This window comes from Microcoleus vaginatus FACHB-2002 (genome assembly GCF_040004035.1).
GTDB classification, from domain to species: Bacteria; Cyanobacteriota; Cyanobacteriia; order Cyanobacteriales; family Microcoleaceae; genus Microcoleus; species Microcoleus vaginatus_C.
The window spans coordinates 41,783-66,188 of record NZ_JAMPLN010000031.1; the positions used below are offsets into that span (position 1 = coordinate 41,783).

The following is a 24,406-nucleotide window of genomic DNA, read 5'->3' on the forward strand; positions in this document are numbered from 1 at the left end:
ACATCTCAGGTCAGATTAACCCTCGTTTGAAACAGGCCGCGGCACTTCATAAGTCAAAAAGTCATAGGCCATTTTCGTATTCGGAAAAATTGCCTGCGCTTCCTTGAGCAAATCATCCAGGACGATCGCATTTCCGGGAGCATAACGCGGGCTAAAATGCGTCATAATTAGCTGTTTCGCCCCAGCGATCAAAGCCACTTGAGCCGCCATTGTCGAAGTTGAATGCAGGCGATCGAATGCCATTTGAGCATCTTGATGAGCAAAAGTAGCTTCATGAACCAACAAATCAGCGTCCTTCGCTAATTCGACGGCCCCCTCACAAAAAACCGTGTCAGTACAATAAACAAACTTGCGCCCGATTTGATCCGGGCCACAAAAATCAGTACCTTTAAACTGTCGCCCGTCCTCTAACTTTACGGTCTTTCCTTGTTTTAATTGACCGTAAACCGGCCCCGAAGGAATACCCACAGCCTTCGCTTTTTCTACATCAAAATGTCCCGGACGATCTTTCTCAGTTACTCGATAACCAAAAGCAGTAACTCGGTGCTTCAAAGGGCCACAACTAACAATATATTCGTCATCTTCATAGATGACTCCCTCGTGAATTTTGTGTACCTTAACCGGGTAAGAAAAATGAGTTTGAGAATAGCGAACACCAGCTTGCAAATATTCTTCAAGTCCCGGAGGCCCGTAAAGATCGATGCGCTTGACATTCCCCGCCAAACCGCAGCTAGCCAGCAAACCCATTAAGCCGAAAATATGGTCGCCGTGCAGGTGAGTGATGAAAATGCGGCTTAGTTGGCTGACTTTGAGATCGCTGCGGAGAAACTGGTGCTGAGTTCCTTCGCCACAGTCAAACAGCCAGAGTTCCGCTCGCTGGGGCAAGCGGAGGGCGATGCTGGAAACGTTGCGCGATCGCGTGGGTACGCCGGAGCTAGTTCCGAGAAATGTAATCTGCAAGAGTCAAATCACCTCAATTAAGTCTTAAAAAATATGTTACATATATCCAGAGTGCGACAAATCCGACATATAGGAAATAGTCGCAGGCAGGAACCGGGATAAATCGCTGTTCCTGTGAACATCTCTTCGCTAAAATCATTTTTGACAAGCGTACAGAGCGATCCACCCAATTCTAACGTTTTGTTTCTTCCGTTCCCCTTCCTTTTTCTCTTGCCTTCCCTTAAAAATTCTTAAACTCATACAGCACAGGAGGAAAATTTTCAAATGCAGTCAGGAGTATTTTTTGCTTCCGTTTTTTCGACATTAAAAAAACGCTACTTTTGGATTTCGCTGTTGTTTTGGCTGGCAATGGTAGCCCCAGCACAGGCCGCGCTGATCTTGCGAGTGGCGGTACAAGACGGGGCAAGTCAGGTAAAAGTCGGCAGTTCTACTAAGGCTGCAATCCGCGACGGTAGCGGGCGCAATTTGGGCGAACTGCCGGCAAACAGTTCTCAGTCAGCTCAATTTCGATCGGGAACAGTGGCAATTGGTCGCTGGGCAGCCAACCAAGTTTGGATCGAGCCGACGGGGAACGGTTATGTTTGGATTGGCGATCGCTGGTATCGGGGACGCACGCTTCTAGTTCCCCAAAAAGGAGGCTTGACTGCAATCAACTACGTCAATATCGAACAATATCTCTACAGCGTTCTCGGCGCCGAGATGAGTGGCAATTGGCCTCAAGAGGCTTTGAAAGCCCAAGCAGTCGCCGCCCGTTCCTACGCTATCCACCAGCGCATGAAAAGCGAAACCGACCTTTACGACGTGGACAGCACTCAGTATTCGCAGGTTTACAAAGGACTGCAAACAGAATCTTCTGGCACTTATTCCGCAGTCGATGCAACCGCTGGTCAAGTTCTGGCTTACAACGGTCAAATTATTTTAGCCGCTTTCCACTCTGCGTCTGGGGGACATACTGAAAATGTCGAGGATGTTTGGACGGAACCCTTGCCTTACCTGCGTGCTGTTCCTGACTTCGACCAAGGGGCGCCGGTTTACCAATGGAAAGAAAATTTTTCTAGGGCTCAAATCAGCAGTAAGATTTCTGGCGTGGGCAATGTGATCTCAATGAAGCCAGAACGCACTACCGCTCACGGCAGCGTTTTGAGGATGAAAGTAGTTGGAGATGGCGGTTCTAGGGTCATGACGGGCGCAGATTTACGCCGGGTTTTAAATTTGAGGAGTACGCGGTTTACCGTGATTCCTCAGTATGGAGGCGGTGGGAACTCAAGGAACAGTGGCCAAGCTCCTATCGGTTTTCAAGTTGCGGGCAAAGGTTTCGGTCACGCTGTAGGAATGAGTCAGTGGGGGGCCTACAATTTGGCCAGACAAGGATACGGCTACCAGCAGATTTTGTTGCACTATTACCGAGGTGCTACTTTGGCTAGAATTGCAGTCCAGTAACTGCTGGCAATGGGCAAGGAAGTTCGGCAACGGATTCGCTCGACGGATGTAACGGATGTAACGGATGTCAAGGGGAAGGAAGAAGGAAGAAGGAAGAAGGAAGGAGGAAGAAGGAAGAAGGGAAAAACAGCTATTCCTGTATCCGTGACTTCCGTGTCTTGAATACAGGGAATTGGGAATTGGGAACTTGTACGGCCCTTCGACTACGCTCAGGAACCGCGTAGTAGAACGGCAGGAACGGGGTAGCCGAAGTATTGGAAATTGGGAATTGCGAATGATTAATGATTAATGACTAATGACTAATGACTAATGACTGATCATTAACTACATTAAGGATTGCTATGCAAAAGTGGGAGTATTTATTTGTGGATGCGAATATGTATCCTTTTGGAAACAAGCTGATTAGTTTATATGTAAACGGTGAAGAACAGCGAGATTGGAAACAAGGCTCGCTGCATCTATTTGTTAATCATTTGGGCGACGAGGGATGGGAACTTGTGGCTCTGGATCACGACTCGAAGTATGACCAAAATTGTTTGATTTTTAAACGACCTAAGCTTATTTAATAAAACTCGGATTAGAAAAACTTCTGACATCCATAAAGATTGATATTTTTCACAATTCTTAGCAACGAACTCAAAGCCTGTTCCCCAACAAAAATATTTTATTGTAGAACAGGCATACTGCCTATTATTGAAAAGGGTGCAAGATTTTAGTGCAACCTAACTTAACAACAAAGAACTGTTTTTTTAATTATTATTACAAGTTGTCCGAGCGATCGATCCTGCGCTGCCATTCGGCATCTATTTTGGCTGACTGTTCTAGTTCTTGTTGGGTTAATTCTGTTTCTGTGGTATAAGCTAAGTCTTCTCCAGTCAGAACGTTTTCTGCTGCAAATTCCTGGGCGTAAGCCCGTTTTTTGAGTAAGTTGGCATCGGGTTCGTTTAATAACATTGCTCGCTGCTGACGCTCTTGATTGCGGGATTCTATCCGGCTATTTTTCCACTGAATCCAGAAGTAGCGAATTAAAGGAATTGCGAGAAATCCGACGCCGTAAATTAGGATCATGGGATAAATAGCGCTGACCAAACCGATAAATCCACCTGCGATCAAATTATTAGTTAATAGATTCCCTAAAACTAGCGCACCGACCAGATTGACGGCTCCTAAACCTGCTGCGAGCATGATTTGTCCTGAACTGGCGTTGCTGAAACGCCACAGCATTTCTCGCAAATAAGCTGCTACTGGTTCAGAATTTCTCTCGGTGGCTGTGGTTTGCAATTGCGGAAAATGGTAGATTATTTGCCCTTCGGGACTGACTTCGGGGCGGCCGTCAAAACGGGCGAGAGTCGGTAGCATATATTGTTCGTATTCTCGGGCGTATCCCTGTCCGAGATTTTCGAGATACGGGGCAATTTGTTCGGCGGCGACTGCGCCTCGGTTGTTGCGAATTGCAGTGGCAATATTGCTCCACTTGCGCTCTTCTAGATTGTTATTGGGATTGCCGTCTCCAAATAGAAAGGAGAAAACTGCTTCCAGAAAACTCATCTGGGGTTTTTGGCCAGTTAAGCGCGATCGCTGCTGGTAGTAAGGTTGGTCATGGTTCCAGTAAAATATCCAGATTAAGTCGTTCCAGAAGTAGGGAAAAAACAAAAAGCCGCCGCCTCTGCCGCCCCCGCCACCACCGTCTCCTCCTCCGCCGCCGCTGTTATTGCTATCGCCGCTGGAGAGTAAAACCGTGATAGCAACAAAAATTAAGAGGATAGAAGCTACCAGCACTATGCCGAAAGATATCCGAATCAGATAAAATAAAATGCGCCAGATTTTTTGCCACCATTCCTGCAACTGCAAGCGCAAGAATTTGTTTCGCAAAATATCTCGAAAGTTCTTGGGAAATAGGTAGGCAATGTCGCCGGATTCTGCTACTTGCAGGTTGCCACCTGCTTCGGAGGCGAGGGTTAACAGTTCTCGCTGGGCAAAATTGACATCTAATCCAGCTTTTGCCGCCACGTCTCCAACCGTAACGCGGTAGCCAAGTTGTTCGACGGCTTGCATAATGGTGGGATTCGGAGCCATAGGTTTCTCTCTGTGAAAATTACCCGGTTATTTTTATTATATATTGCGGGAATTCGAGCTGGTTTTGGCGATCGCGTTTCTGATTTATTTTGAGGCTGCCCTTGACTTTGGGGCAAAATATTGCTAGTGTTTTGCCGAATAACTTTTAAGTATGGGCTGAACTCGGATAACTTAATAAAACTTTGTGATTGAATTTCTCCTCGGCAGGCTATTTGCTTGTTTGCTCTGAGGGTCAACGAGGGGGGATTATGGGTACAGTTAGTAAGGTACGGTGTGCGATCGCCCGTTGGCGGAGCCATCGAAGAGAATCGCCCCTGCACCCTACTGCAAAAATTTTCCTTTCTGCGCGGATTTTTGTAAGTTTTGTGTAGAGTGCGAGAGAGAGGTTAAAGAAATCTGGTTTTTTTGCAAGTCTTGCAAGACTTATATAAAATAGATAGAGCTTGCGCGGGTGTTAAACCCAAGGGCGTGTTTTAGGGTTCGCACTTGCGATCGACTAGACTTTTTAGCGCCCTCAACACAACTGCCAACTAAAACAGTGGCGCAATTATTAATAGGAAAACTTTACAGGCTAATTTTTCTGATTAGCCACTAACCAAAGAATCGCATATGCCCAGAAGTCAACGCAACGATAACTTTATTGACAAAAGTTTCACGGTAATGGCTGATATCATCCTAAAGGTTATGCCCGCCAAAAAGCAGGCGAAGGAAGCTTTTGCTTATTACCGGGATGGTATGTCAGCTCAAGCAGATGGCGAATATGCTGAAGCGCTGGAAAATTATCATGAAGCGCTGAAGCTGGAGGAAGATCCTTACGATCGCAGTTATGTCTTGTACAATATGGGGCTGATCCATACTAGCAACGGCGAACACGATAAAGGTTTGGAATATTACAGCCAAGCCTTGGATCTCAATCCGAGAATGCCACAAGCGCTGAATAATATTGCTGTGATTTATCACTATAAAGGGGAAAAAGAAAAGGAAGCTGGAAATCTTGAAGCGGCGGAAGGGCTGTTTGATAAAGCTGCCGATTATTGGAAGGAGGCTATTCGCTTGGCCCCCAACAATTACATTGAGGTGCAAAATTGGCTGAAGACGACGGGTAGATCGCAAATTGATGTGTATTTTTAACCTCAGTTGTTAGCTACAAGCAGCCTGATTGGGTAAACAGAAAGTTGTGGGTTTTAAGTGTTGAGTGGTGAATTGAAAACTCTTTCACTTAAAACTTACAAATCACCAGTCAAAACTACTCACTAATTCCCAATTACAGATTTTTATGATTGACAGAGAAGAAGTTCGCAAAGTAGCGAATTTAGCGAGATTGGAATTAACGCCGGAAGAAGAAGAGCAGTTTACTGGTCAACTTAACGGTATTTTGGATTATTTCGAGCAGTTGAGTGAACTAGATACGAGTAAGGTGCAGCCGACAACGCGGGCGATCGATGTTAGTAATGTAATGCGATCGGACGATTTGCAACCTTTTGCTAAGGGAGAAATTATTTTGGAGGGAGCTCCCGATCGCGATGGGGAGTTTTTTAAAGTGCCTAAGATTATGTAGGGTTTCCGCTGCGTACCTAACTGAGGCAAATATCTTGAGGGGCTGGCTCCCATGCCAACCCCACAAGCAGATTAAATTAACTGTCGAACAGGTAATAAGTAAGCCCGGTAAAAGCCACCCCACAAGCAGATTAAACTGATAGAAACCAAAAACAATCTCACTCATAGGGATAAATCTGTAAAGTTCATTCTTGGGGTGACAAATAGTCATGTACGTATTAATTGGTGGAGCAGGAATGATGGGGCTGGGTTTAGCCCAGCAGCTATTAACACTCGGTCATACGGTTGCAATCCTCGATGCCGACCCGCTTGCGTGTCGCTTTGCTCGTGAAAAAATCGGAGTGATGGCATTTGAAGGCAGTGCGGTGAGCACAACTGTTCTTCTGGAAGCGGGAATTAAACAAGCAAACGCAGTCGTTGCAGCACTCAGGGATGATGCACTGAATTTAGCGCTGATCACCCTATCCAGGAGCTATGGCATTTCCCATATTGTGGTGCGAATGCGCGATCGCGAATTCCTGGAAGCCTATCGACTTGCCGGAGCCAGTCACATCATCAGCACTATTGATTTGGCAGTTGCATCAATGGCGAATGCGATTGAATATCCCCAAATCGAGTCGATGATGCACTTTGAACACGGGCAAGTCGAGGTACTAAAGCTGCCAGTTCCAGGCGATTGCAAGGTGGCAGGTCACACCGTTGCTCAAATTGCTCAAGACGCTCGTTTTCCAAAAGGTTCGCTGATTATTGGTTATCAATGCCATGCCTGCGCCAATCTGGAGATTCCGAACGGCAATACTGTTCTTGAAGCAGGATCTACGATCTTGGTCGTCACCCGTCCAGAGCTAGTTCACCAGATGATTGATTACCTCGGCATTCGCGCTAGTCATCTGCCAACGTTAGAAGTTTCTCATCCAAATCTTTGATGTAAGGATGAACCAGATCCTCTGGGACAATTCGCTTGCGGAGGGCATCGCTAACTGCTCCTTTTTCTGCTAGAAGCAATCGCCGTCGAATCGTATCTAGGCCACTGCGATCGCCCTGTACTTGCCCTGCCCGATGTTTATTGTAGAGATCGCGCAGCACTCGCTCCGAGTGTGCTACTCGTGCTTGATACGATGCCCATAACTCCTCGTAAACTGCCTTCGGCAACACGCCTGCTTTCAGCAAACTATCTAGCTCATCTTGAGCCGCTTTGGAAGCAATCAACTGAATCTGTAACTGCCCAGCTTCCTGCATTACATCAGAAACACGGCTGATTTGTAACCGTTTTACCAGCCAGGGTAAACTTAATCCCTGTCCGACCAGAGAGAATAAAACTGCACCGAAAACCAGGGCAATGATGTTATCTCGTCCTGTCAATCCCAGAGGTATACTAAGGGCCAGTGCCATCGACAGTGAGCCTTTGATGTTTCCCAGAAACAGAACGTGCTGCCAGCGCAGGGGAATCGGACGATCGAACCACCGCACCCCCGCTAACAACAGATAGACTGAGAGAATCCGTCCCAGTTGATACGCCAAAATGACGAACAGGATGGATGGCAAAATTCTCCACAGCGTCAGCGGGTTAATCTCAATGCCGATCAGCAGAAAAATAAATGTATTGACCCCAAAACCCGCGTACTCCCAGAAGCTGAGTAGCGTAATTCGATCCGAGGCGGACGTACTGCGAGAAAGCCCCAGATTGCCAAAAATGAGTCCGGCGATCACCACAGCCACCGCACCGGATACCCCAAAAAATTGCCCGATTTGGAATGTTCCTAACGCCAGCGCAACGGTCAGCAAGAGACTACTCAACGGGTCATTTAATCGAACAAATATCGGCAGACTCAAGTAACCTAAGATGACACCCACGAGTCCCCCGCCCAAGGCAACCACGAGCAGTTCTTTAAGTCCTCCCACGACGGTAAGAGAACCTGTAGCATAAACCACTAGAATCAAATTGAATGAAACCAGGGCAGCCGCATCATTGAACAGGGTTTCTCCTTCCACGATGGTGGATAGCCGGGAAGGCACACGAATCTCTTTAAAAACCGCGATCATCGAGACGGTATCCGTATTTGCCAGAATGACTCCGATCAGCAACGCCGGAATCCAGTCTAGTCCTAGCCCAAATTTAACCAGAATAGCGATAATTGCTGAGGATAAGATCGAGCCTGGACCAGCCAGCAGGGCGATCGGCTTAAAGGTGCTGCGGAGACGGCTGATATCAGTATTGATAGCTGCTTCAAAAATCAGAATTGGTAGGAAAAGATTTAATACTAAAGAGGGATCTAAACCAATTCGACGCGACAAGACCTCCGTAATGGGCAAGCCTGCTAACACTAAGCCCGTCACATAGGGAATTCGCAACCGTTGGGTTACGAGTGCCACAACAGTTGCAATCAGCAGCAGAATTATCAAGATAATGACCAATTCAGAAATAACTCCTGCAGTTTGGCTATTTGTAGCAGGATTGCTGTCCAACGGAGGTGGTTGCGCTACAATCGACTCGATCAGCGATATTCCTGTCATAAACTCGTTTTCCTCACAGAAATTGACAGATTAACTACGGTTTTAGTCTACAGTAAACCGTTCACTCTGTTGTACAATTAACTGCAATTTATGGGGTGTATTTGGATGAATGGCGATGAAGCTGAAACAGGATTTCTGGGTTTTTTGGGCGATCGAATCGTTTTTAGAGGGCAATTTTTTGGGTAAATCAGGAGGATTTATAAACCCTTAGAGGATGCTAATTCCTATTAATTGTGCGGGTCTTTAAGAATTTTTTAACTGTCTATTCTGAAGTGTTACCGACCCGATCGCTCTTGCCGCTAAGGCGGGTAATGGAAGTTGTCGATCCATATGTCAGGAGTCGGAGAGCGATCGCCCACAGTCATCGACCGTCCAATTTTTGAGTGGGTTTTGGACGTTCTGATTCGCGGGACTAAATTCCTCGAAGGTAATCGTCATTTCTTACCTTGAATTTACGTAGCATCATAGACACGCCAGGTCAGAATCTCCCAACGTTTAAGGATAGGTTCAGCAATCACGATCTCATTTTCTCTTGCCTCCATGACGATCAAATAATCTCCCTGGTTAAATCTGCCGTTGTAAATTCTTGCTTGTTCTTCTGGCACCAACCATCCTTGAAGTGCGCCATATAGACCGCCACCAGTTGCAGCAATCCCACTTCCAACGAAAGTTGCTAAAAGGCTTTCCACCGCTAATGCCTGACCAATACCGGGAATTAGCAGGCTGCTGAGTCCAACAATTAACGCTAGTGAACCTAGTCCTATGCTGCCTAAGATCGCGCCTACTTGTGCACCTGCTGCTCTTGTGATTAAAATTTGCTGCACTCCCAGAGAGTCCAGATCATCATTGTCAGAAGGTTTAGCAATCACTGAAATCTTGTGCATGGGGAAGCCCCTGCTTTTTAGCTCAACTAGCGCCTGCTCTGCGTTTTGATGATTAGTAAATAGGCCGCTAGCACGTTTGAGGTTTTGGTAATTCATGAGAAATATTCAATATTCAACGCTACAAAATTGGTAAATAGTGTGTAAAGCCGCTTTGAATGACCGCATCACAAAAACTACTTAGTTCAGAGGTGCAAAACGCTTTAGCAAAGCTGACAAAGCAATCATTGGCAGTCCGAATCCAATACAAATTAAGCCTTGGATTGTGCTCAAAGCTTCAGTGTTGAATAACAGATTCATCATGCCCCATTGGCTAAACAGGAATTGGAGAATGAAAATAGCCGCAATGCCGATCGCCACAGCATAGCCAACTGATTCATCTTTACCGCGTAGTTTGGCGACGATCGCCGGAACGAAGCGACTGATGCTTAATAGGTAAAAAGCTTCGGCCGCAACCAATGCTTGAATTGCCATCGTCCGGGCTAGAGCTTCATTGCCTGTGGTTTGGACGATCCATTCAAACATCCCAAAGATCACAATCCAGTTAAATACCGAAACTGTCAGAATCCGAGCGGTCAGCCTGCGAGACAGAAGCGGTTCATTGGCAGGTCGAGGCGGCTGTTGCATGACATTGGGAGAGGGCGGCTCAAATGCCAACGGTAAGCTCAACGCAACTGAACTGACCATATTCAGCCAGAGAATTTGTACTGGCAAAATGGGTAGTGGGGTTGCCAGAAGTACGGCAATCAAGATGGTCATGGACTCTCCACCATTCACGGGCAGGATGAAGGCGATCGCCCGTAGCAGATTCTTATAAACCGTGCGCCCTTCCTTAACTGCTTTCTCGATCGAAGCAAAGTTGTCGTCTGTCAACAGCATATCCGCTGCTTCTTTTGTAACTTCGGTGCCTGTAATACCCATCGCTACTCCAATGTCAGCTTGCTTCAGGGCAGGAGCATCGTTAACTCCATCTCCAGTCATCGCCACAATCTCGCCCTTAGACTGAAGTGCTTCGACAATGCGAAGCTTTTGTTCTGGCGCTACACGAGCAAACACGCAGCTTTGTTCAACAGCATTGGCTAATTGCTGCGGATTCATTTGAGCGAGTTCTTGACCGGTAAAAACGGGAGCCTCTTGGGTTTGATTTAGTCCCATTTGTTGCGCGATCGCTGCTGCTGTTTTGGCATGGTCGCCGGTAATCATCTTGACCTGAATTCCCGCAGACCGACAGGCTTGAATCGCTTGAATCGCTTCGGGGCGAGGCGGGTCGATCATGCCTTGCAGACCCACAAAAGTTAACCCTTCCTCAATATCAGAATGCTCAATTGAAGATTGAGAAGCGGGTACAACTTTCTTGGCAAGTGCCAGAACTCGTAACCCTTTTGTCGCCATTCTGTCCACGGTTTGCTCGATCGGCGCCCTGTTGAGGGTTCTCGCCTCTCCCTGTTCATCGAGCATTTGGCGACACCGCTTGAGAATTGCCTCAATTGAACCCTTGACATAAATTAACCGTTCTGGACGATCGTCATGTAAGGTTGCCATGTATTGAAACTGAGATTCAAACGGCAGTGTATCGAGCCGGGAAAGCGATTCCTCGAGTTTCTCAGTAATTAACCCCGCTTTTTGGGCTACCGCAACCAGCGCCCCTTCCGTTGGGCTACCGACTACAGTCCAGTTTCCATCTTGCACTTCTAGATGCGAATCGTTGCACAAGAGTCCTGCTTGCAAGCATTCGTATAAGGCAGGTGCGTTCGTCAAATCAACGGAATTTCCATTTACAGAAATTTCCCCGTCTGGTGCATATCCTCCGCCGCTAACCCGATAACGCTTTCCTCCTGCATCGATCTCTTGAACCGTCATTTGATTCTCAGTCAAGGTTCCGGTTTTGTCGGAACAAATCACGGTGGTGCTACCCAACGTCTCAATTGCCGGAAGTTTGCGAATAATGGCGTGCTGCTTTGCCATCTGGGAAACCCCGATCGCCAGTGTCACCGTTAAAATCGCGGGTAAGCCTTCCGGAATTGCGCTGACGGCAAGCGCCACAGATGCCTTGAACACCTCAACCCAAGAAAATCTCTGGGCAATGCCTGCTGCAAAGGTGAAGGCAGCCAAACCTAAAATGACATAGAGCAAGGTTTTGCTAAATTTGTCAATTTTGCGACTAAGTGGGGTTTCCAGTGTGGTACTTTGCTGCATGAGTTGGGAGATGTGTCCGGTCTCGGTCATGTCACCAATGCTGACGACGAGTCCGCGTCCCTGTCCAAACGTTACCAGGCTTCCGGTATACGCCATGTTCGTGCGCTCGGCCAGTGCAGCGTCTGCCTCTAGCGCCTGGGATTCCTTCTCAACCGGGACAGATTCTCCCGTTAACGCTGACTCATCGACCTGTAAGTCACGGACTTCGATCAGCCGTAGATCCGCAGACACTTTATCCCCAGAAGACAGCAAGACGAGATCGCCAGGAACCAGTTCACTGGATGAAACCACTTGCTTTTGACCATTGCGGAGAATGGTGGCCTCAGTTGCAACAGATTTTGCTAAAGCGGCGATCGCATTCTCTGCCTTTGACTCTTGAACGAAACCAATGGTGGCATTCGTCAGAGCAACCCCAAAAATTACCCCTGAATCAATCCACTCTTTCAGAAATGCTGTCACTATCCCAGCAGCTAACAAAATGTAGATTAGCGGCTGATTCAGTTGCTGAAAAAATCGCAACCAGGGACTTTGCTGCTTCTGAGCCGTTAGTTGATTGGGGCCGAGGATCTCGCGCCGTTGGGCTGACACCTCGGAAGATAGACCTATTTCCAGGTCAGTCTCTAAAATCCGAGCTACTTTCTCGACAGAAAGGTGATGCCAAGAGTGTTCTACTAATTTTTCTACATTGGTTGCAGTCATAACGTTTCTTGTCAAGCCAACTGCTTCTCTGTTATTTCGTCTTGATTTCTAGCGTCATTGATGAAAGTGAGGGAAAAGTGAGCGACTGATTTCTGTTACTCACATTTGGATCACATTTGCTCCCTATACTTAGGCAGAGAATCGATTGAGATAACTTATGGACTTGCCAACCTTAGTTCACTGAATTTGATTTATTGTTGCCTTTTATTAATAGGGTTGTCAAAAGCCTTACTTTTGATAGATGAACTAAGGTACATTCACTTGTTAATTTGAAACGCTCAAAAACTTCATGCTGAGGTTTATGGGCAAACTTGCGTTTCACAACAAACAAAACAAACAAAGAATATGCAATTATTAAAGCTATTGGTGCAAGGAATCAGCGTCAGCACAGTTGCAGTTTTGGGTTTAGGTGCTTGCACCCCCCCCAATACTTCACAGACAACTGTTCCATCTACTTCTGCTCCCACAACTGCCACTGGAAATACGACTGTTCCAACCACTCCAGCGCCTGCAACCACGACCGCACAGACGCCTCAGAATCAAGACATTGACGATATTGCCGATCGCGTAGAAGAGGCCTTGGACTCCGATGCCAGCCTCAAGCAATTCGATTTGGACGCAGACGATCGGGATAATTCGATTGTGTTAACAGGGCGCGTTCAAACGGCAGAACAAAAAGCATTGGCAGAACAAATTGCTCGGCAAATTGCAGCGAATGTTTCCATCAATAACGAAATCGTTACTCAGTAGTTCTTAATCCTCAAGCGACAAGAGTATTTGGCGCTTCTTGCCGCTTGAGGAATTGCGCGATCGCAGTGAGGAAACCTATGGATTTGGCAACCTTATTTGACTGGATGCGATCGCAATATTGAAACAATAAACTTATTCAACAATTTCGTAACGGACTAACTGGCGAACATTTTGACGTGATAACTGGAGTTCTTGCGCGATCGCTGTCTCTATCTGGGTTGCGTCAGTCATTGGCAATTCTAATTCCAATCGTTTCAAAATGGGTTCTGCTGTTTCTACCGCAACCTGGGTTATTCCTTGTTTTCGGTTAATCACCGCGTTGATCAGCAATATATTGACAGACACCGTTGCTTTAAGCTGGGTATCTGCCTGAAGTTTATTATTTGCGATCAGGGGTTTTTGTAATTCTTGAGCCATTAGGAAACTGGAGCTAACCCAAAAGGCGATCGCCACCAACGGCAATGGCAACCAAAACTCTGCGCCTGATGCTTTTAGCCAACGTCTAATCATCCGCTATTCTTTCCCATCCCTTCTGACGCTAATACTATCTATTGGCACTTTAATAGAACTTGATCTCTCCTAAAATCTAGCTTAAAGAAGATGCGCGAATCACCTCAAACTCTAATAATTCTGAAAACTGCAAGCTGCGAAGGAGACGAGCCGAGATATGAGAGTTTTGCTGGTGGAGGATGACCCAAAGCAACTGATGCCACTTCAAACAGTGCTGGCTCAAGCAGGACATAGCGTAGATGGGGTAAAAGATGGACAGACGGCACAGTGGCTGTTATCAGAAAAAGAATATGATTTGTTGATTTTGGACTGGATGTTGCCACATATCAGTGGGGTAAATCTCTGTCGTCAATATCGAGCAGCAGGGAAAACAGCGCCGATTTTGATGATCACGGCAAGAGATACCACGCCTGAAAAAGTGACCGGGTTAGACGCAGGTGCAGATGATTACCTGGTGAAACCGATCGATTTGGTTGAATTCATGGCACGAGTGCGGGCATTAAGACGGCGATCGCCCCTTTGGCAAGGAGATACGCTCAGCCTTGAGGATCTACACCTCCACCTCGATACTCTGACTGTTGAGCGACAAGGTGCAACCGTTTCCCTCTCCAGTCGAGAGTTTCAGTTGTTGGAGTATTTTATGCGTCATCCCCGGCAAGTTTTGACTCGGAATCAGATTGAACAAGGCGTGTGGGAATGGGGGACTGAACCAGAGAGCAATGCGATCGCGGTTCTAATTCGCAAACTCCGCCAACGCTTGCAGGCTGTAGGTGCCACAGACTGGATTGAGAGCATTTACGGTATGGGTTATCGCCTCACTTCCCCTGAAAAGTAACGATCGTGAAGGCAAGTCATGTTTAATCAAAGTCGTCGCAATCTGGCTCGTTGGTTCACTCTCTCAATGGGAAGCATTCTCGTGCTGTTTGCAGGGGTGATTTACCAAATTGAGGTAAAAGATAAACTAGAAGCCCTTGACCGACTGCTCTATGACAAGACTAGAGTCATGGCTGCCAGCGTACATTATGAAGTTCGCAAAAACCAGAGCCAGGTCGATCTGAGTCATGTCTCCTTGTTAGGCAGTGGGTCTCATCCCCTTGCAGAAGATCTGATTTATGTACGCTGGTATAACGCACAAAGGCGGTTAGTTCGTTTTTTTGGGACTCCTTCATCAGAGCAGTTAAATACGCCCTTTGGTTATCTCACAGTTCGATCGACAGATCCACTTTTGGGAAAAGGAATCTGGCTGCGTCAGGTGACATTACCCGTTGAAGGTAGAACTGGGGTACTCGGTTATCTTCAGGTTGCAACTCCCCTGACAGAAACTCAAAACAGGCTCACCGAGCTTCAGATTGTGCTAACTCTCGCTGTCCCGCTGACACTGGGGTTAATTGCCATCACAGGTTGGTTTCTCAGTGGGCTGGCCATGCAACCGATTCGGCAAGCCTATCAACAGCTTCAACGCTTTACAGCCGATGCCTCTCACGAGTTGCGATCGCCGCTGTCTGCCATTCTCACTAATGCCCAGCTTGGGTTGCTTATCGCGGCTGATGATTCACGTTACCATCCTCCCTTAGAAAACATTGTAGATAGCGCAAAATCAATGGGAGCGCTCGTGAATAATTTACTGCTGTTGGCTCGTCATCAGGGGCGACTTGCGCCGGAATCGCTCAGGTTAATCAATCTCAACGAGCTCCTCAGCAATTTAGCAACCCAGTTTCTCGCACTTGCAGAAGCCCAAAATATCAAACTAACCTGCGAATCACCGGAACAACGGATTGAATTATTGGCTGACCCTGATTTGCTACGGCAAGTAGTCGAAAATTTGCTTTACAACGCCTGTAAATATACTCCCGTTGGCGGAACTGTAAAGATACGCCTAGTTCTTCATTCCAATTGGGCTGTCATTCAGATCATCGATACGGGAATCGGTATTCCAGAAGCGGACTTACCCTATATTTTCGATCGCTTCTATCGAGTAGACACCGATCGCTCGCAGGAGAGCGGAGGCTTTGGGCTGGGGTTAGCGATCGTCCAACAAATTGTCAAGGCACACAGCGGACAAATACAGGTGACGAGTGCATTGGGCAAAGGCTCAACGTTCCAGGTTGAACTGCCACTCAAACCTTATGACTGAGCCGCCTCAAGGAAGAGAAATGCTTGTAGTATGTAATTCTATAATGTTTGTTTTTGAGGTGACAATAAATCCTGTAGATATTAATTGGTGGAGCCGGAAGGATGCGGCTGGGGTTAGCCCAACAGTTATTAAAACTCGCTAACAGCATTGCGATCGTTGACAAAGACCAGCTTGCCTGTGGGTTGGCCCGTTAAAAAATATAGTTTTCAACGGGTCATTTAACCGATAAACTTGCTTTCCTCATAGAAATTGACAGATTAACTACGGTTTTAGTCTACAGGAGACGGTTCACTCTGCTGTAGACGTAACTGCAATGTATGTGGTGTGTTTGGATGAATGCCAATGAAGCTGAAACAGGATTTCTGGGTGGGTTGGGCGATCGGAGCGATCGTCCTGAGCTCTTGTTGGGACCAAACTACCTCACAAAGACAACAACCTGATATAAAACGTGAAATTTCACTGAGAGCAGTCCCGTTAGATAAAACAAAAGTTGTGATGGGACAAACCGTATATGTCCCTATTTACTCACATATTTATCACTACAATAGCCAGGATCAAGTCATGAATTTGTCAGCCACCCTCAGTATCCGCAATACGGATCTGACAAATTCGATTATTATCACTTCGGTGCGTTACTACAATAGTGATGGGAAATTGATTAGGCAGGACATTAAGAGTCCAGTAGAACTCAAGCCGCTTGCTTCCACAGACTTTTTCATTGCAGCAGATGATACAAGTGGAGGCTCAGGTGCAAATTTTATTGTGGAGTGGGTTGCAGAAAAAACGGTTTACGATCCGGTCATTGAAGCTGTCATGATTAGTACCTCTTCTTCTCAGGGTATTTCATTTATCAGTCCCGCTAAAGTTCTCAAGCAACACAAGATGCAAAAATGATTTTAGAGGATTAACTTCTTGCTTTACAAGGTAGTTTTAAAATATTAAAATGGGAGTATGTCATATTCGCAGAAACACTTCTTTCTTCTTCCTTCTGACTCTTTTATCCTGGCTCCTGCATCCTGAGTCCTAATTCCAATTTCGAGCTTTGCTGCGAAAGTGAGATGCTCCCATTTTTTATTTTTAACTTTGTATATCACTATAATTATTGCGTAAGAAAACGATATCATTACTGTGCATGACTACACAACTTTTTTCTGTTAAGATTAGAGAGCTTGAAGGTGAATACTAAAAATATAAATGAGGACTTAGGGTATGCAAAAGCGACAATTGGGGACATCACAAATTCAGATTACCCCGATAATTATGGGGACTTGGCAAGCTGGGAAGCGGATGTGGGTGGGAATTGAGGATGCTGAAACTGTCAAAGCAATGCGCGCCGCTTTTGAGGCAGGTATTACCACCTTTGATACGGCTGAGGTCTACGGAGAAGGGCATTCGGAACAAATTATCGGTCAAGCACTTTCAGATGTGCGATCGCAAGTAGTTTATGCTAGCAAAGTTTTCGCCAACCACCTGAAACCCGAGTTGGTAATCGAAGCCTGCGATCGATCGCTAAAAAACCTCAACACCGATTATATCGACCTTTACCAAATCCACTGGCCCGCTGGCAGTTGGAATTCCGAGTTAGTGCCAATTGCAGAAACAATGGACGCCCTGAACAAGTTAAAAGAACAGGGAAAAATTCGGGCGATCGGCGTTTCCAACTTCTCCCGCGCCCAAATAGAAGAAGCCGCCCAATACGGACGCATCGACAGCTTGCAACCGCCATATTCTCTGTTTTGGCGCTGGGTAGAAAAAGATGCTATGTCCTATTGTGTGGAGAATCATATCTCAATCATTGCCTATTCATCTCTAGCTCAAGGAATATTAACAGGTAAATTCGGGCCAGAACACAAGTTTGAAGAAGGGGACCACCGCGCCAAAAATAAGCTGTTCATTAAAGAAAATTACAACCGAGTGCAAACAGCATTAAATCAACTAAGGCCAATTGCCGATCGCCACCAGACAAGCTTGGGCAACTTAGCTTTAGCTTGGTTGATTTCCCAGCCACAAACAAATGCAATTGTCGGCGCGCGCGACGGGGAACAAGCAGCCGAAAATGCTAAAGCTGCTGAGGTAAAATTGAGTGAAGAGGAATTAAAAGAAATTGACGCGATCGGGCGCACCGTCACCGATCATTTAGACGATAACCCCGTTATGTGGAATTTTTAAAAAGGTTAATTCAGACTAGCAAAACCTCTACATGTAGGGTGCGCCGAACCGCGCACCTTACGTCTATAAGTAGCGCGTAAAACCCCTCTGAGAATAAGCCCTATAAATTTTATAGAGTCGGGCAAGAGGTATAATATTTACTGCCTAGTGCAAATATTCAAAAACATAAAATCTAAAATCCGTAATCCCAGATCCAAAATCTAAAATCTAAAATCCGTACTCCCAAATCCAAAATCTAAAATCTAAAATCTAAAATCGAATGAGTTACTGCCTAAACCCCAACTGTTCCAAGCCACAAAACCCTCCCGCAGCCAAAATTTGTAGGAATTGCCGTTCAAAACTGCTGCTGCGCGATCGCTACCGGGCTATAAAGGCGATCGGACAAGGCGGTTTTGGTAGAACATTCCTCGCCGTTGACGAAGACAAACCCTCAAAACCTCGCTGCGTGATCAAACAATTTTTACTCCCAGAAACTCAACTCATCCCATCAGCAAGCAATCGCAATAGCAAAAAAGCAGCCGAACTTTTTGAACAAGAAGCAATGCGATTAGACGAATTGGGCAAACACCCTCAAATTCCCGAACTATTAGCCTATTCCATCCAAGACAGCAGACAATATGTAGTCCAAGAATTTATCGACGGGCAAAATTTAGCACAAATTGTAGAAACAGAAGGCAGATTTACAGAAAATCAAATTCAAGACTTACTCAATAGCTTATTACCCGTCCTTCACTTCATCCATTCCCACAACGTTATTCACCGAGATATCAAACCCGGAAACATCATCCGCCGCGCCGACAAGCAATTAGTTTTAGTAGACTTTGGCGCCGCAAAAATTGCCACAGGTACAGCATTACTCAAAACAGGGACCAGCATCGGCAGCCCCGAATACATCGCCCCCGAACAAGCTAGAGGCAAAGCATTTTTTACCAGCGATTTGTACAGTTTAGGCGTAACTTGCTTGTATTTGCTAACTCAAGTTTCCCCTTTTGACCTGTTCGATCCTGGTGAAGATGCCTGGATATGGCGGCAGTATTTAGCCAATAACCCGGTGAGTGAACAACTCGGGAAAATTTTAGACAAAATGATTCAAAATGCTACCAACCGTCGCTATCAAACGGCTGTTGAAGTCTTAAAAGAAATTAATCCCCAAGTTGCGATCGATCTAGCAATTCCTAAAACAAGTTCCAAGTTAGTTAAACCAGGGAAAACACCCGCCGAACCCCAACAACAAACCTATAACTGGCAATGTCTTCACACCCTCACAGGTCACAAAAACTTAATTTACTCTGTGGCTTTCAGCCCCAACGGAGAAGTTGTAGCCAGCGGCAGCGATGACAAAACAATCAAGCTGTGGGGAGTTGAAGACGGGCAAGAAATTGTCACCCTCACAGGACACGCTAACTCGGTTTATACAGTAGCTTTCAGCCCGGACGGACAGATGCTAGCCAGCAGCAGCCACGACAAAACTGTTAAACTTTGGCGGATGAAAGATGGACAAGAAATCCGCACCCTGATCGGTCACACTAACTCAGTTTACAGCGCAGCTTTCAGTCCCGATGGCACTCTGATTGCTAGCAGCAGTTGGGACAAAACAATCAAGATTTGGCGAGTCCAAGACGGGCAGGAAGTTCGCACGCTTGCGGGTCACACTAATTTAGTTTATTTTGTTGCTTTTAGCCCAGATGGCGAAACTCTTGCTAGTTGCAGTTGGGACAGAACAATCAAGATTTGGCGCATCAAAGATGGGAAGTTAATTCGCACACTTACAGGTCATACAGACTCCGTTCGCTGCATAGCTTTCAGTCCAAATGGGGAGTTTTTGGCTAGCGGCAGCCACGATAATACTATTAAAATTTGGTGGGTCAAAGATTGGCAAGAAGTTTTAACTATCACAGGACATTCCTGGTATGTTGATTCTATTGCTTTTAGTCCCGATGGCGAGATTCTGGCTAGCAGCAGCAATCAAACTATCAAGATTTGGCTAGTGAAAGACGGTCAAGAAATTTGTAATATTGCGGGTCATACTAACTCTGTTTATTCCGTTAATTTTAGCCCGGAAGGAGAGTTTTTGACCAGCGGCAGCAGTGATAAAACTATTAAAATTTGGCAGAATACCATGTTTTTTTAATTAGCCACAATCAAAGTGGTTGGTATTAAGCACTAAAGTCCTTATTGACGAAAAAAAATTGTAAAAGATGTTGTAGTGCGCGCGATATTGGCCAGAACTCCCTGCTGATTTATGACTTTTAAATAGAAGTACGATCGCCCTTCCTCCAACTCTTCAACAACTCCGGCGTCACCAAACCTTGCGGAAAAAATATCGTCCCCAAAACAATCAGCAACCCAAAAATAATTAAACGTCCATCCCGCAGAAATTGCGCCAACCAAATCGGCAATCCCTGAATAGTCGCCATTCCCCTCAAAACCTCCGGCAAGGCAGTAAACACCATCCCACCCAAAACTGCTCCCAGAAACGTTCTGCTACCACCAATCAACACAGAAGTCAAGTAAATAATACTAGCATCAAAAGTCCCTTGACGCGCGTTCCAAGTATTCAAAAAATGGGCACTAACTGCACCCACAACCCCAGCTAAAACAGCACCTAACGTGAAAGCCAAAACCTTATAAAAAGTTGGGTTAATGCCGATCGCATCAGCCGCCAACTCATCAGCGCGGATTGCAGCAAAAGCGCGCCCCACCCGAATCCGTTCCAGCCGATACACAATCGCCATACTTACCAACAATAAAGGTAGTACAATCCACAAATATTCGATCGGCGTCGCAAACGGTTGCGGAATCCCAAAAATGCCCACAGCCCCGCCAGTGATGTCCAGATTCAGCGATAAAACCCGCAAAATTTCCACAAAAGCAATAGTTGCGATCGCCAAATAAATCCCACTTAACCGCAGCGCCGGAATTCCCACTAAAATACCCAGCAACCCCGAAACAGCCCCTGCAATTATCATCTCCAATAACAGCAGTGGTAGCGGAAATAAACCGCCCGTCGTTTGAAACACTGTCGTAGAAAAAATCGCCGCAATATACCCACCCAAAGCATAAAAACCAGGGCTAGCCAGAGACAACTGTCCAGTCATTAAAGGCAAATATAGCGACATTCCCAACATTGCACCCAGCAACATCGAGACAATCAGAAACCCATAAGTAGTAAAAAATGTAGCCATTTGATTTTAAATATTTTAGATTAGAAGTTATTAAAGAAAATCGGGTTAGCTTGGTTTCCAATTTGGATTGATTAAGCTAGTCTGAATATGGTCTTCCCATCGACCATTTATCAACAAATAGTCTCTAGAGTAACCTTCCACCCCAAATCCCAGTCTTTTAAGTAGATTACCGCTACGCTGATTGTGAGGCATATAATTTGCTATAATGCGATGTAAATTTAACTCTCCAAAAACATATTGAATTGCCACTCTCACAGCTTCCGTCATATAACCTTTACCTTGTTGCGCTTCTGCCAGATTATACCCCAAAAAGCAAAACTGACCGGCACCTCGTACAAAATTATCAAAATTAACGTTACCGACAATATACTCAGGATTAGCTTTCTCAAAAATCCACAGCTTTAAAGATTTGTCAGACTTAAAGCCTTGGAAATCTTTCTCTACTTGTTTTTTCCAATAACTTTTCGTTAAAAAATCCTCCCCCCAATGTCGATGCCAGGGAGTAAAAAACCTTTGATTGTCTCTGTAAAATTTAATGATTTCGCAAATATCGTCTTGATTGGCTAATCGCAAAAAAAGGCGATCGCTGACCATTAATGGAACTTCCGAATTCATCAAACTGCCTCTGAGGTATGAATAAGTTTTTTAGGTACGTATATAAAACTGTACAAGAGTTTATACGGGCTGGTTTAGGTATAGTCTTTGCTGGAAACCAGTTTTCCATTCTTAAAACCGCCCTGGCTTATTAAATGTCTTGCAAATAATACTACACCTTTTGAATCAAACGCCGTCCCAACAAACCCTGCGGTCTAACCAATAGCATAATAAACAATATGGCAAAAGCAACAGCATCCTTATAAGCCGAAAAATCTCCAGGTACAAAAGCCTCGACCAAACCAATTATAAACCCACCCAAAACTGCCCCAGGAATACTCCCCAACCCACCAAGCACAATCACCGCCAAACCTTTCAAACCAAAAGCAATACCAAAGTACGGCCCAGCAATACTCACACTAGAACCCACCAAACTCCCCGCCAAACCAGCCAGAAAACTGCTCACAAAAAACGTCAACAGAATGTATCTATCAGTATCAATACCCAATAAACTAGAAGTAGTCGCATCTTCAGCCACAGCCTGCATTGCTTTGCCAAATTTAGTAAAATTTATTAAGTAAGTTAAGACAGCTACAATCGCTACAGATACCCCAAAAATTACTATTTGAACAGTACGAATCGGAATTGGTTTATCCGCAGTCCCAAAGTTAATGGCAGCGGGCAAGTAGCCGTAAGTGTTAGCGGGAAAAGTGTAAATTTCTGCACCCACCAGATATTGGATAATATTTGCGATCGCAACAGCTACACCCAAACTAGAAACCACAGTCAGCAGAGGATCTGAGTGTCGTCGGCGCAAAGGTAAAAAAGCAACTCTTTCAACTATTACTCCTACCAAACCAGCCATGACACTTCCCAAAATTAACGCCACAGCAAAAGGCAACTGCACCGGAATTCGAGCGTTAGCCCACAACCCATTAAAACCGAAAGATCCTCCCATCAGTGCATAAGTGAAATAAGCACCCAAAGTAAATACGGCACCGTGAGCAAAATTAATAATTCCCAAAATAGAAAAGACCAGCGTGTATCCCAGGGCAAAAATAGCATACACGCTGCCGATCGACAAACCATTCAAAAATTGTTGCAAAAACAGAGTTAAGTCCATCAGCAGTTAAGAAATGAGCATCACACCAAAATCATTCAACAACAAATACGTCCGCGATTTTCCCTCTTCCATCTTACTTCTTTGGTCTTCCTGACACCTGTTACATCCGTTACATCTGTTACAAAATCAGTAAGGGAACTTCCCTCTCCCTCATTTCAAAAACTCAAACTTACCACTATTGCCATCAGCCTCCATCTTAATCCGTGCCACATAAAACTCTTTCTGATTAATCTCACCTTCAGGCGTAAAAGAAATTTCCCCCAAAGGCGTATCGTACTTGCCACCCAACAACTGCTGATTCAAATTTGTACGCAAGTCTGCCAACGGCTTTTCGCTAACCTTAGACTTAGCATTAATGGTCTTTAATGACTCAACAAAAACTTGTACGCCAGTAAAAGCTTGTGCGCTAAATTGAGGCGGTTCTTTCTTGAATTGAGCGCGATAAGCATCGCGAAAAGCCTTATTAACTTCATTTTCATATTCCGGGCTGTAGGCTTGGGCAATCAAAACCCCATCGCAAAGAGCCTTGCAAACAGGAAATACATTAGAAGTATTCAGACCGTTGCCCCCAATGATAACGCCTTTGTATCCCAACTCCCGCAATTGCTTAATTAAATTGCCTCCATCGGCGGCCAACCCGGAAATAATTATCAAATCGGGGTTAACATTTATTGCGTTAGTAGCTTGAGATTGGAAATCTGTATCAGTAGTCAAGAATTTTTGGACTGTCGCCAATTCTAGCCCCATATCTTTAACCGTTGTCTGAAAAGTTTCAGTCTCAGATTTGCTAAAAGCATCATTCTGAGCAAAAAACACGGCTACTTTCTTAATATTGGGATTTTGCTTCAGTGCAGCTTTCACCGCATTAGGTGCTACTACGGCCACAGGCGCGGAGACTCTGGCCACATAATCGCCAATCTGGGGAATGCCTTTAGCAGTGTTGGAGGGTCCGAGTACGGGAACTTTTGCTCGATCAGCGATCGGATCAGCACTAAAAGCCTGCTGCGAGAGAGTTGGGCCCACAATACCCACCACCTTATCCTGATTGATCAGAGTATTGAAGGCATTGATCGTCCCTTGTTCATCTCCACCCGTATCTTGGAACACCAGTCTAATCGGCGTCCCATCCACACCGCCCTTATCGTTGAAATACTTCTCAGCAATTTTAGCCCCAGCCACTTGTTCCTGACCGAGCAAAGCCACATTGCTAGTTTGCGCCACCCCAACCCCAATGGGAATAGCGGTAGAGTTCCCCGCAGCCGAACCCTGTGGCGAAGTTGCCGGAGATGGCGAAGTACCTGGAGATACTGTAGTTGATGTCTGGGGAGTGTTGGTCTGACTGCAAGCGATCAGCAGTAAAGCGCAGGTAACGAACAAGGGAGTAGGGCGAGCGGCAGGTTTTTTCATAAGCGGGCGATCGAACATCTATATATAGAACATCTACACGTAGAGATATTCTACTCATGCGCGGTAGATACTCCCCTCAAAAGTCCAATCTTTCCCAAAAAAAAGACCCCATAGTTAAAAGAGGAGTCAGCCAGCGGAGGTCGGAGCCGTGAACGACAGCCGAAACCCTTGGTGTGTATAGGTTAAAAAAAAAGTCAAAAATATTTTCGCA

22 protein-coding genes are annotated in these 24,406 nt (G+C 45.7%); 12 read left to right on the forward strand and 10 right to left on the reverse strand.

Features of this window, described 5'->3' with window-relative positions:
* Positions 1–15 precede the first annotated feature (15 nt).
* Complete coding sequence (locus NDI35_RS22510) at positions 16–960, reverse strand: ribonuclease Z (protein ID WP_445314667.1); 945 nt, start codon at positions 958–960, stop codon at positions 16–18.
* A 264-nt stretch (positions 961–1,224) separates the two neighbouring features.
* Between NDI35_RS22510 and NDI35_RS22515 the strand changes: the two genes are divergently transcribed.
* The 3 genes from NDI35_RS22515 to NDI35_RS22525 all read left to right on the forward strand — a co-directional run bounded on the left by NDI35_RS22515 (position 1,225) and on the right by NDI35_RS22525 (position 2,966).
* The gene (locus tag NDI35_RS22515) at positions 1,225–2,400 is read left to right on the forward strand and encodes a SpoIID/LytB domain-containing protein (RefSeq protein ID WP_445314668.1); all 1,176 of its coding nucleotides are present in this window, start codon (positions 1,225–1,227) and stop codon (positions 2,398–2,400) included.
* 9 nt (positions 2,401–2,409) lie between these two features.
* The gene (locus NDI35_RS22520; protein ID WP_445314669.1) at positions 2,410–2,562 is read left to right on the forward strand and encodes a hypothetical protein; all 153 of its coding nucleotides are present in this window, start codon (positions 2,410–2,412) and stop codon (positions 2,560–2,562) included.
* Between the two features lie 179 nt (positions 2,563–2,741).
* Positions 2,742–2,966, forward strand: coding sequence for a hypothetical protein (locus NDI35_RS22525; RefSeq protein ID WP_333331997.1), 225 nt, complete (start codon positions 2,742–2,744; stop codon positions 2,964–2,966).
* A gap of 193 nt (positions 2,967–3,159) precedes the next feature.
* Here NDI35_RS22525 and NDI35_RS22530 read toward each other — a convergent pair whose 3' ends face one another.
* Positions 3,160–4,476 carry a hypothetical protein gene (locus tag NDI35_RS22530; RefSeq protein WP_445314670.1) on the reverse strand — a complete coding sequence of 439 codons (1,317 nt, stop codon included), beginning with the start codon at positions 4,474–4,476 and terminating at the stop codon, positions 3,160–3,162.
* A 609-nt stretch (positions 4,477–5,085) separates the two neighbouring features.
* Here NDI35_RS22530 and NDI35_RS22535 point away from each other — a divergent pair.
* The 3 genes from NDI35_RS22535 (at position 5,086) to NDI35_RS22545 (ending at position 6,959) form a co-directional block, all read left to right on the forward strand.
* The gene (locus tag NDI35_RS22535; RefSeq protein ID WP_333263571.1) at positions 5,086–5,607 is read left to right on the forward strand and encodes a photosystem I assembly protein Ycf3; all 522 of its coding nucleotides are present in this window, start codon (positions 5,086–5,088) and stop codon (positions 5,605–5,607) included.
* A gap of 145 nt (positions 5,608–5,752) precedes the next feature.
* Positions 5,753–6,034 carry an Asp-tRNA(Asn)/Glu-tRNA(Gln) amidotransferase subunit GatC gene (gene gatC, locus NDI35_RS22540; protein ID WP_445314671.1) on the forward strand — a complete coding sequence of 94 codons (282 nt, stop codon included), beginning with the start codon at positions 5,753–5,755 and terminating at the stop codon, positions 6,032–6,034.
* Positions 6,035–6,242: 208 nt separating this feature from the next.
* Positions 6,243–6,959, forward strand: coding sequence for a potassium channel family protein (locus NDI35_RS22545; protein ID WP_445314672.1), 717 nt, complete (start codon positions 6,243–6,245; stop codon positions 6,957–6,959).
* On the opposite strand, the gene NDI35_RS22550 is transcribed toward NDI35_RS22545, so the two are convergent.
* From NDI35_RS22550 to NDI35_RS22560, 3 genes are all read right to left on the reverse strand, one after another.
* Positions 6,916–8,547, reverse strand: a complete 1,632-nt coding sequence (locus NDI35_RS22550) for a cation:proton antiporter (RefSeq protein ID WP_445314673.1) — start codon at positions 8,545–8,547, stop codon at positions 6,916–6,918. The two genes, NDI35_RS22545 and NDI35_RS22550, sit on opposite strands and share 44 nt — an antisense overlap.
* Positions 8,548–8,999: 452 nt before the next feature.
* On the reverse strand, positions 9,000–9,527 hold the full coding sequence (locus NDI35_RS22555) for a hypothetical protein (RefSeq protein ID WP_445314674.1): 528 nt from the start codon (positions 9,525–9,527) through the stop codon (positions 9,000–9,002).
* A gap of 81 nt (positions 9,528–9,608) precedes the next feature.
* The gene (locus NDI35_RS22560) at positions 9,609–12,323 is read right to left on the reverse strand and encodes a cation-translocating P-type ATPase (RefSeq protein ID WP_445314675.1); all 2,715 of its coding nucleotides are present in this window, start codon (positions 12,321–12,323) and stop codon (positions 9,609–9,611) included.
* A gap of 345 nt (positions 12,324–12,668) precedes the next feature.
* Between NDI35_RS22560 and NDI35_RS22565 the strand changes: the two genes are divergently transcribed.
* Positions 12,669–13,073, forward strand: a complete 405-nt coding sequence (locus NDI35_RS22565) for a BON domain-containing protein (protein WP_445314676.1) — start codon at positions 12,669–12,671, stop codon at positions 13,071–13,073.
* A 132-nt stretch (positions 13,074–13,205) separates the two neighbouring features.
* On the opposite strand, the gene NDI35_RS22570 is transcribed toward NDI35_RS22565, so the two are convergent.
* Positions 13,206–13,583 carry a hypothetical protein gene (locus NDI35_RS22570; RefSeq protein ID WP_445314677.1) on the reverse strand — a complete coding sequence of 126 codons (378 nt, stop codon included), beginning with the start codon at positions 13,581–13,583 and terminating at the stop codon, positions 13,206–13,208.
* 157 nt (positions 13,584–13,740) lie between these two features.
* Between NDI35_RS22570 and rppA the strand changes: the two genes are divergently transcribed.
* The 5 genes from rppA (at position 13,741) to NDI35_RS22595 (ending at position 20,017) form a co-directional block, all read left to right on the forward strand.
* Positions 13,741–14,418, forward strand: a complete 678-nt coding sequence (gene rppA / locus NDI35_RS22575) for a two-component system response regulator RppA (protein WP_445314678.1) — start codon at positions 13,741–13,743, stop codon at positions 14,416–14,418.
* A gap of 18 nt (positions 14,419–14,436) precedes the next feature.
* Complete coding sequence (locus NDI35_RS22580) at positions 14,437–15,717, forward strand: sensor histidine kinase (protein ID WP_445314679.1); 1,281 nt, start codon at positions 14,437–14,439, stop codon at positions 15,715–15,717.
* 342 nt (positions 15,718–16,059) lie between these two features.
* Entirely contained in the window at positions 16,060–16,611 is a 552-nt protein-coding gene (locus NDI35_RS22585) for a DUF3124 domain-containing protein (protein WP_445314680.1), read from the forward strand.
* A 315-nt stretch (positions 16,612–16,926) separates the two neighbouring features.
* Positions 16,927–17,886 (forward strand): aldo/keto reductase, encoded by a 960-nt coding sequence (locus NDI35_RS22590; RefSeq protein WP_445314681.1) that lies wholly within the window; start codon positions 16,927–16,929, stop codon positions 17,884–17,886.
* A 259-nt stretch (positions 17,887–18,145) separates the two neighbouring features.
* The gene (locus NDI35_RS22595; protein ID WP_445314682.1) at positions 18,146–20,017 is read left to right on the forward strand and encodes a protein kinase domain-containing protein; all 1,872 of its coding nucleotides are present in this window, start codon (positions 18,146–18,148) and stop codon (positions 20,015–20,017) included.
* A gap of 118 nt (positions 20,018–20,135) precedes the next feature.
* Here the strand turns inward: NDI35_RS22595 and NDI35_RS22600 are convergent, their stop codons facing one another.
* The 4 genes from NDI35_RS22600 to NDI35_RS22615 all read right to left on the reverse strand — a co-directional run bounded on the left by NDI35_RS22600 (position 20,136) and on the right by NDI35_RS22615 (position 24,195).
* On the reverse strand, positions 20,136–21,071 hold the full coding sequence (locus NDI35_RS22600; protein ID WP_445314683.1) for a branched-chain amino acid ABC transporter permease: 936 nt from the start codon (positions 21,069–21,071) through the stop codon (positions 20,136–20,138).
* 45 nt (positions 21,072–21,116) lie between these two features.
* The gene (locus NDI35_RS22605) at positions 21,117–21,686 is read right to left on the reverse strand and encodes a GNAT family N-acetyltransferase (RefSeq protein WP_445314684.1); all 570 of its coding nucleotides are present in this window, start codon (positions 21,684–21,686) and stop codon (positions 21,117–21,119) included.
* A gap of 151 nt (positions 21,687–21,837) precedes the next feature.
* Positions 21,838–22,788: a branched-chain amino acid ABC transporter permease gene (locus NDI35_RS22610; protein WP_445314685.1), complete on the reverse strand. Its 951-nt coding sequence runs from the start codon at positions 22,786–22,788 to the stop codon at positions 21,838–21,840.
* Between the two features lie 150 nt (positions 22,789–22,938).
* Positions 22,939–24,195: an ABC transporter substrate-binding protein gene (locus NDI35_RS22615; RefSeq protein WP_445314686.1), complete on the reverse strand. Its 1,257-nt coding sequence runs from the start codon at positions 24,193–24,195 to the stop codon at positions 22,939–22,941.
* Between the last annotated feature and the right edge of the window lie 211 nt (positions 24,196–24,406).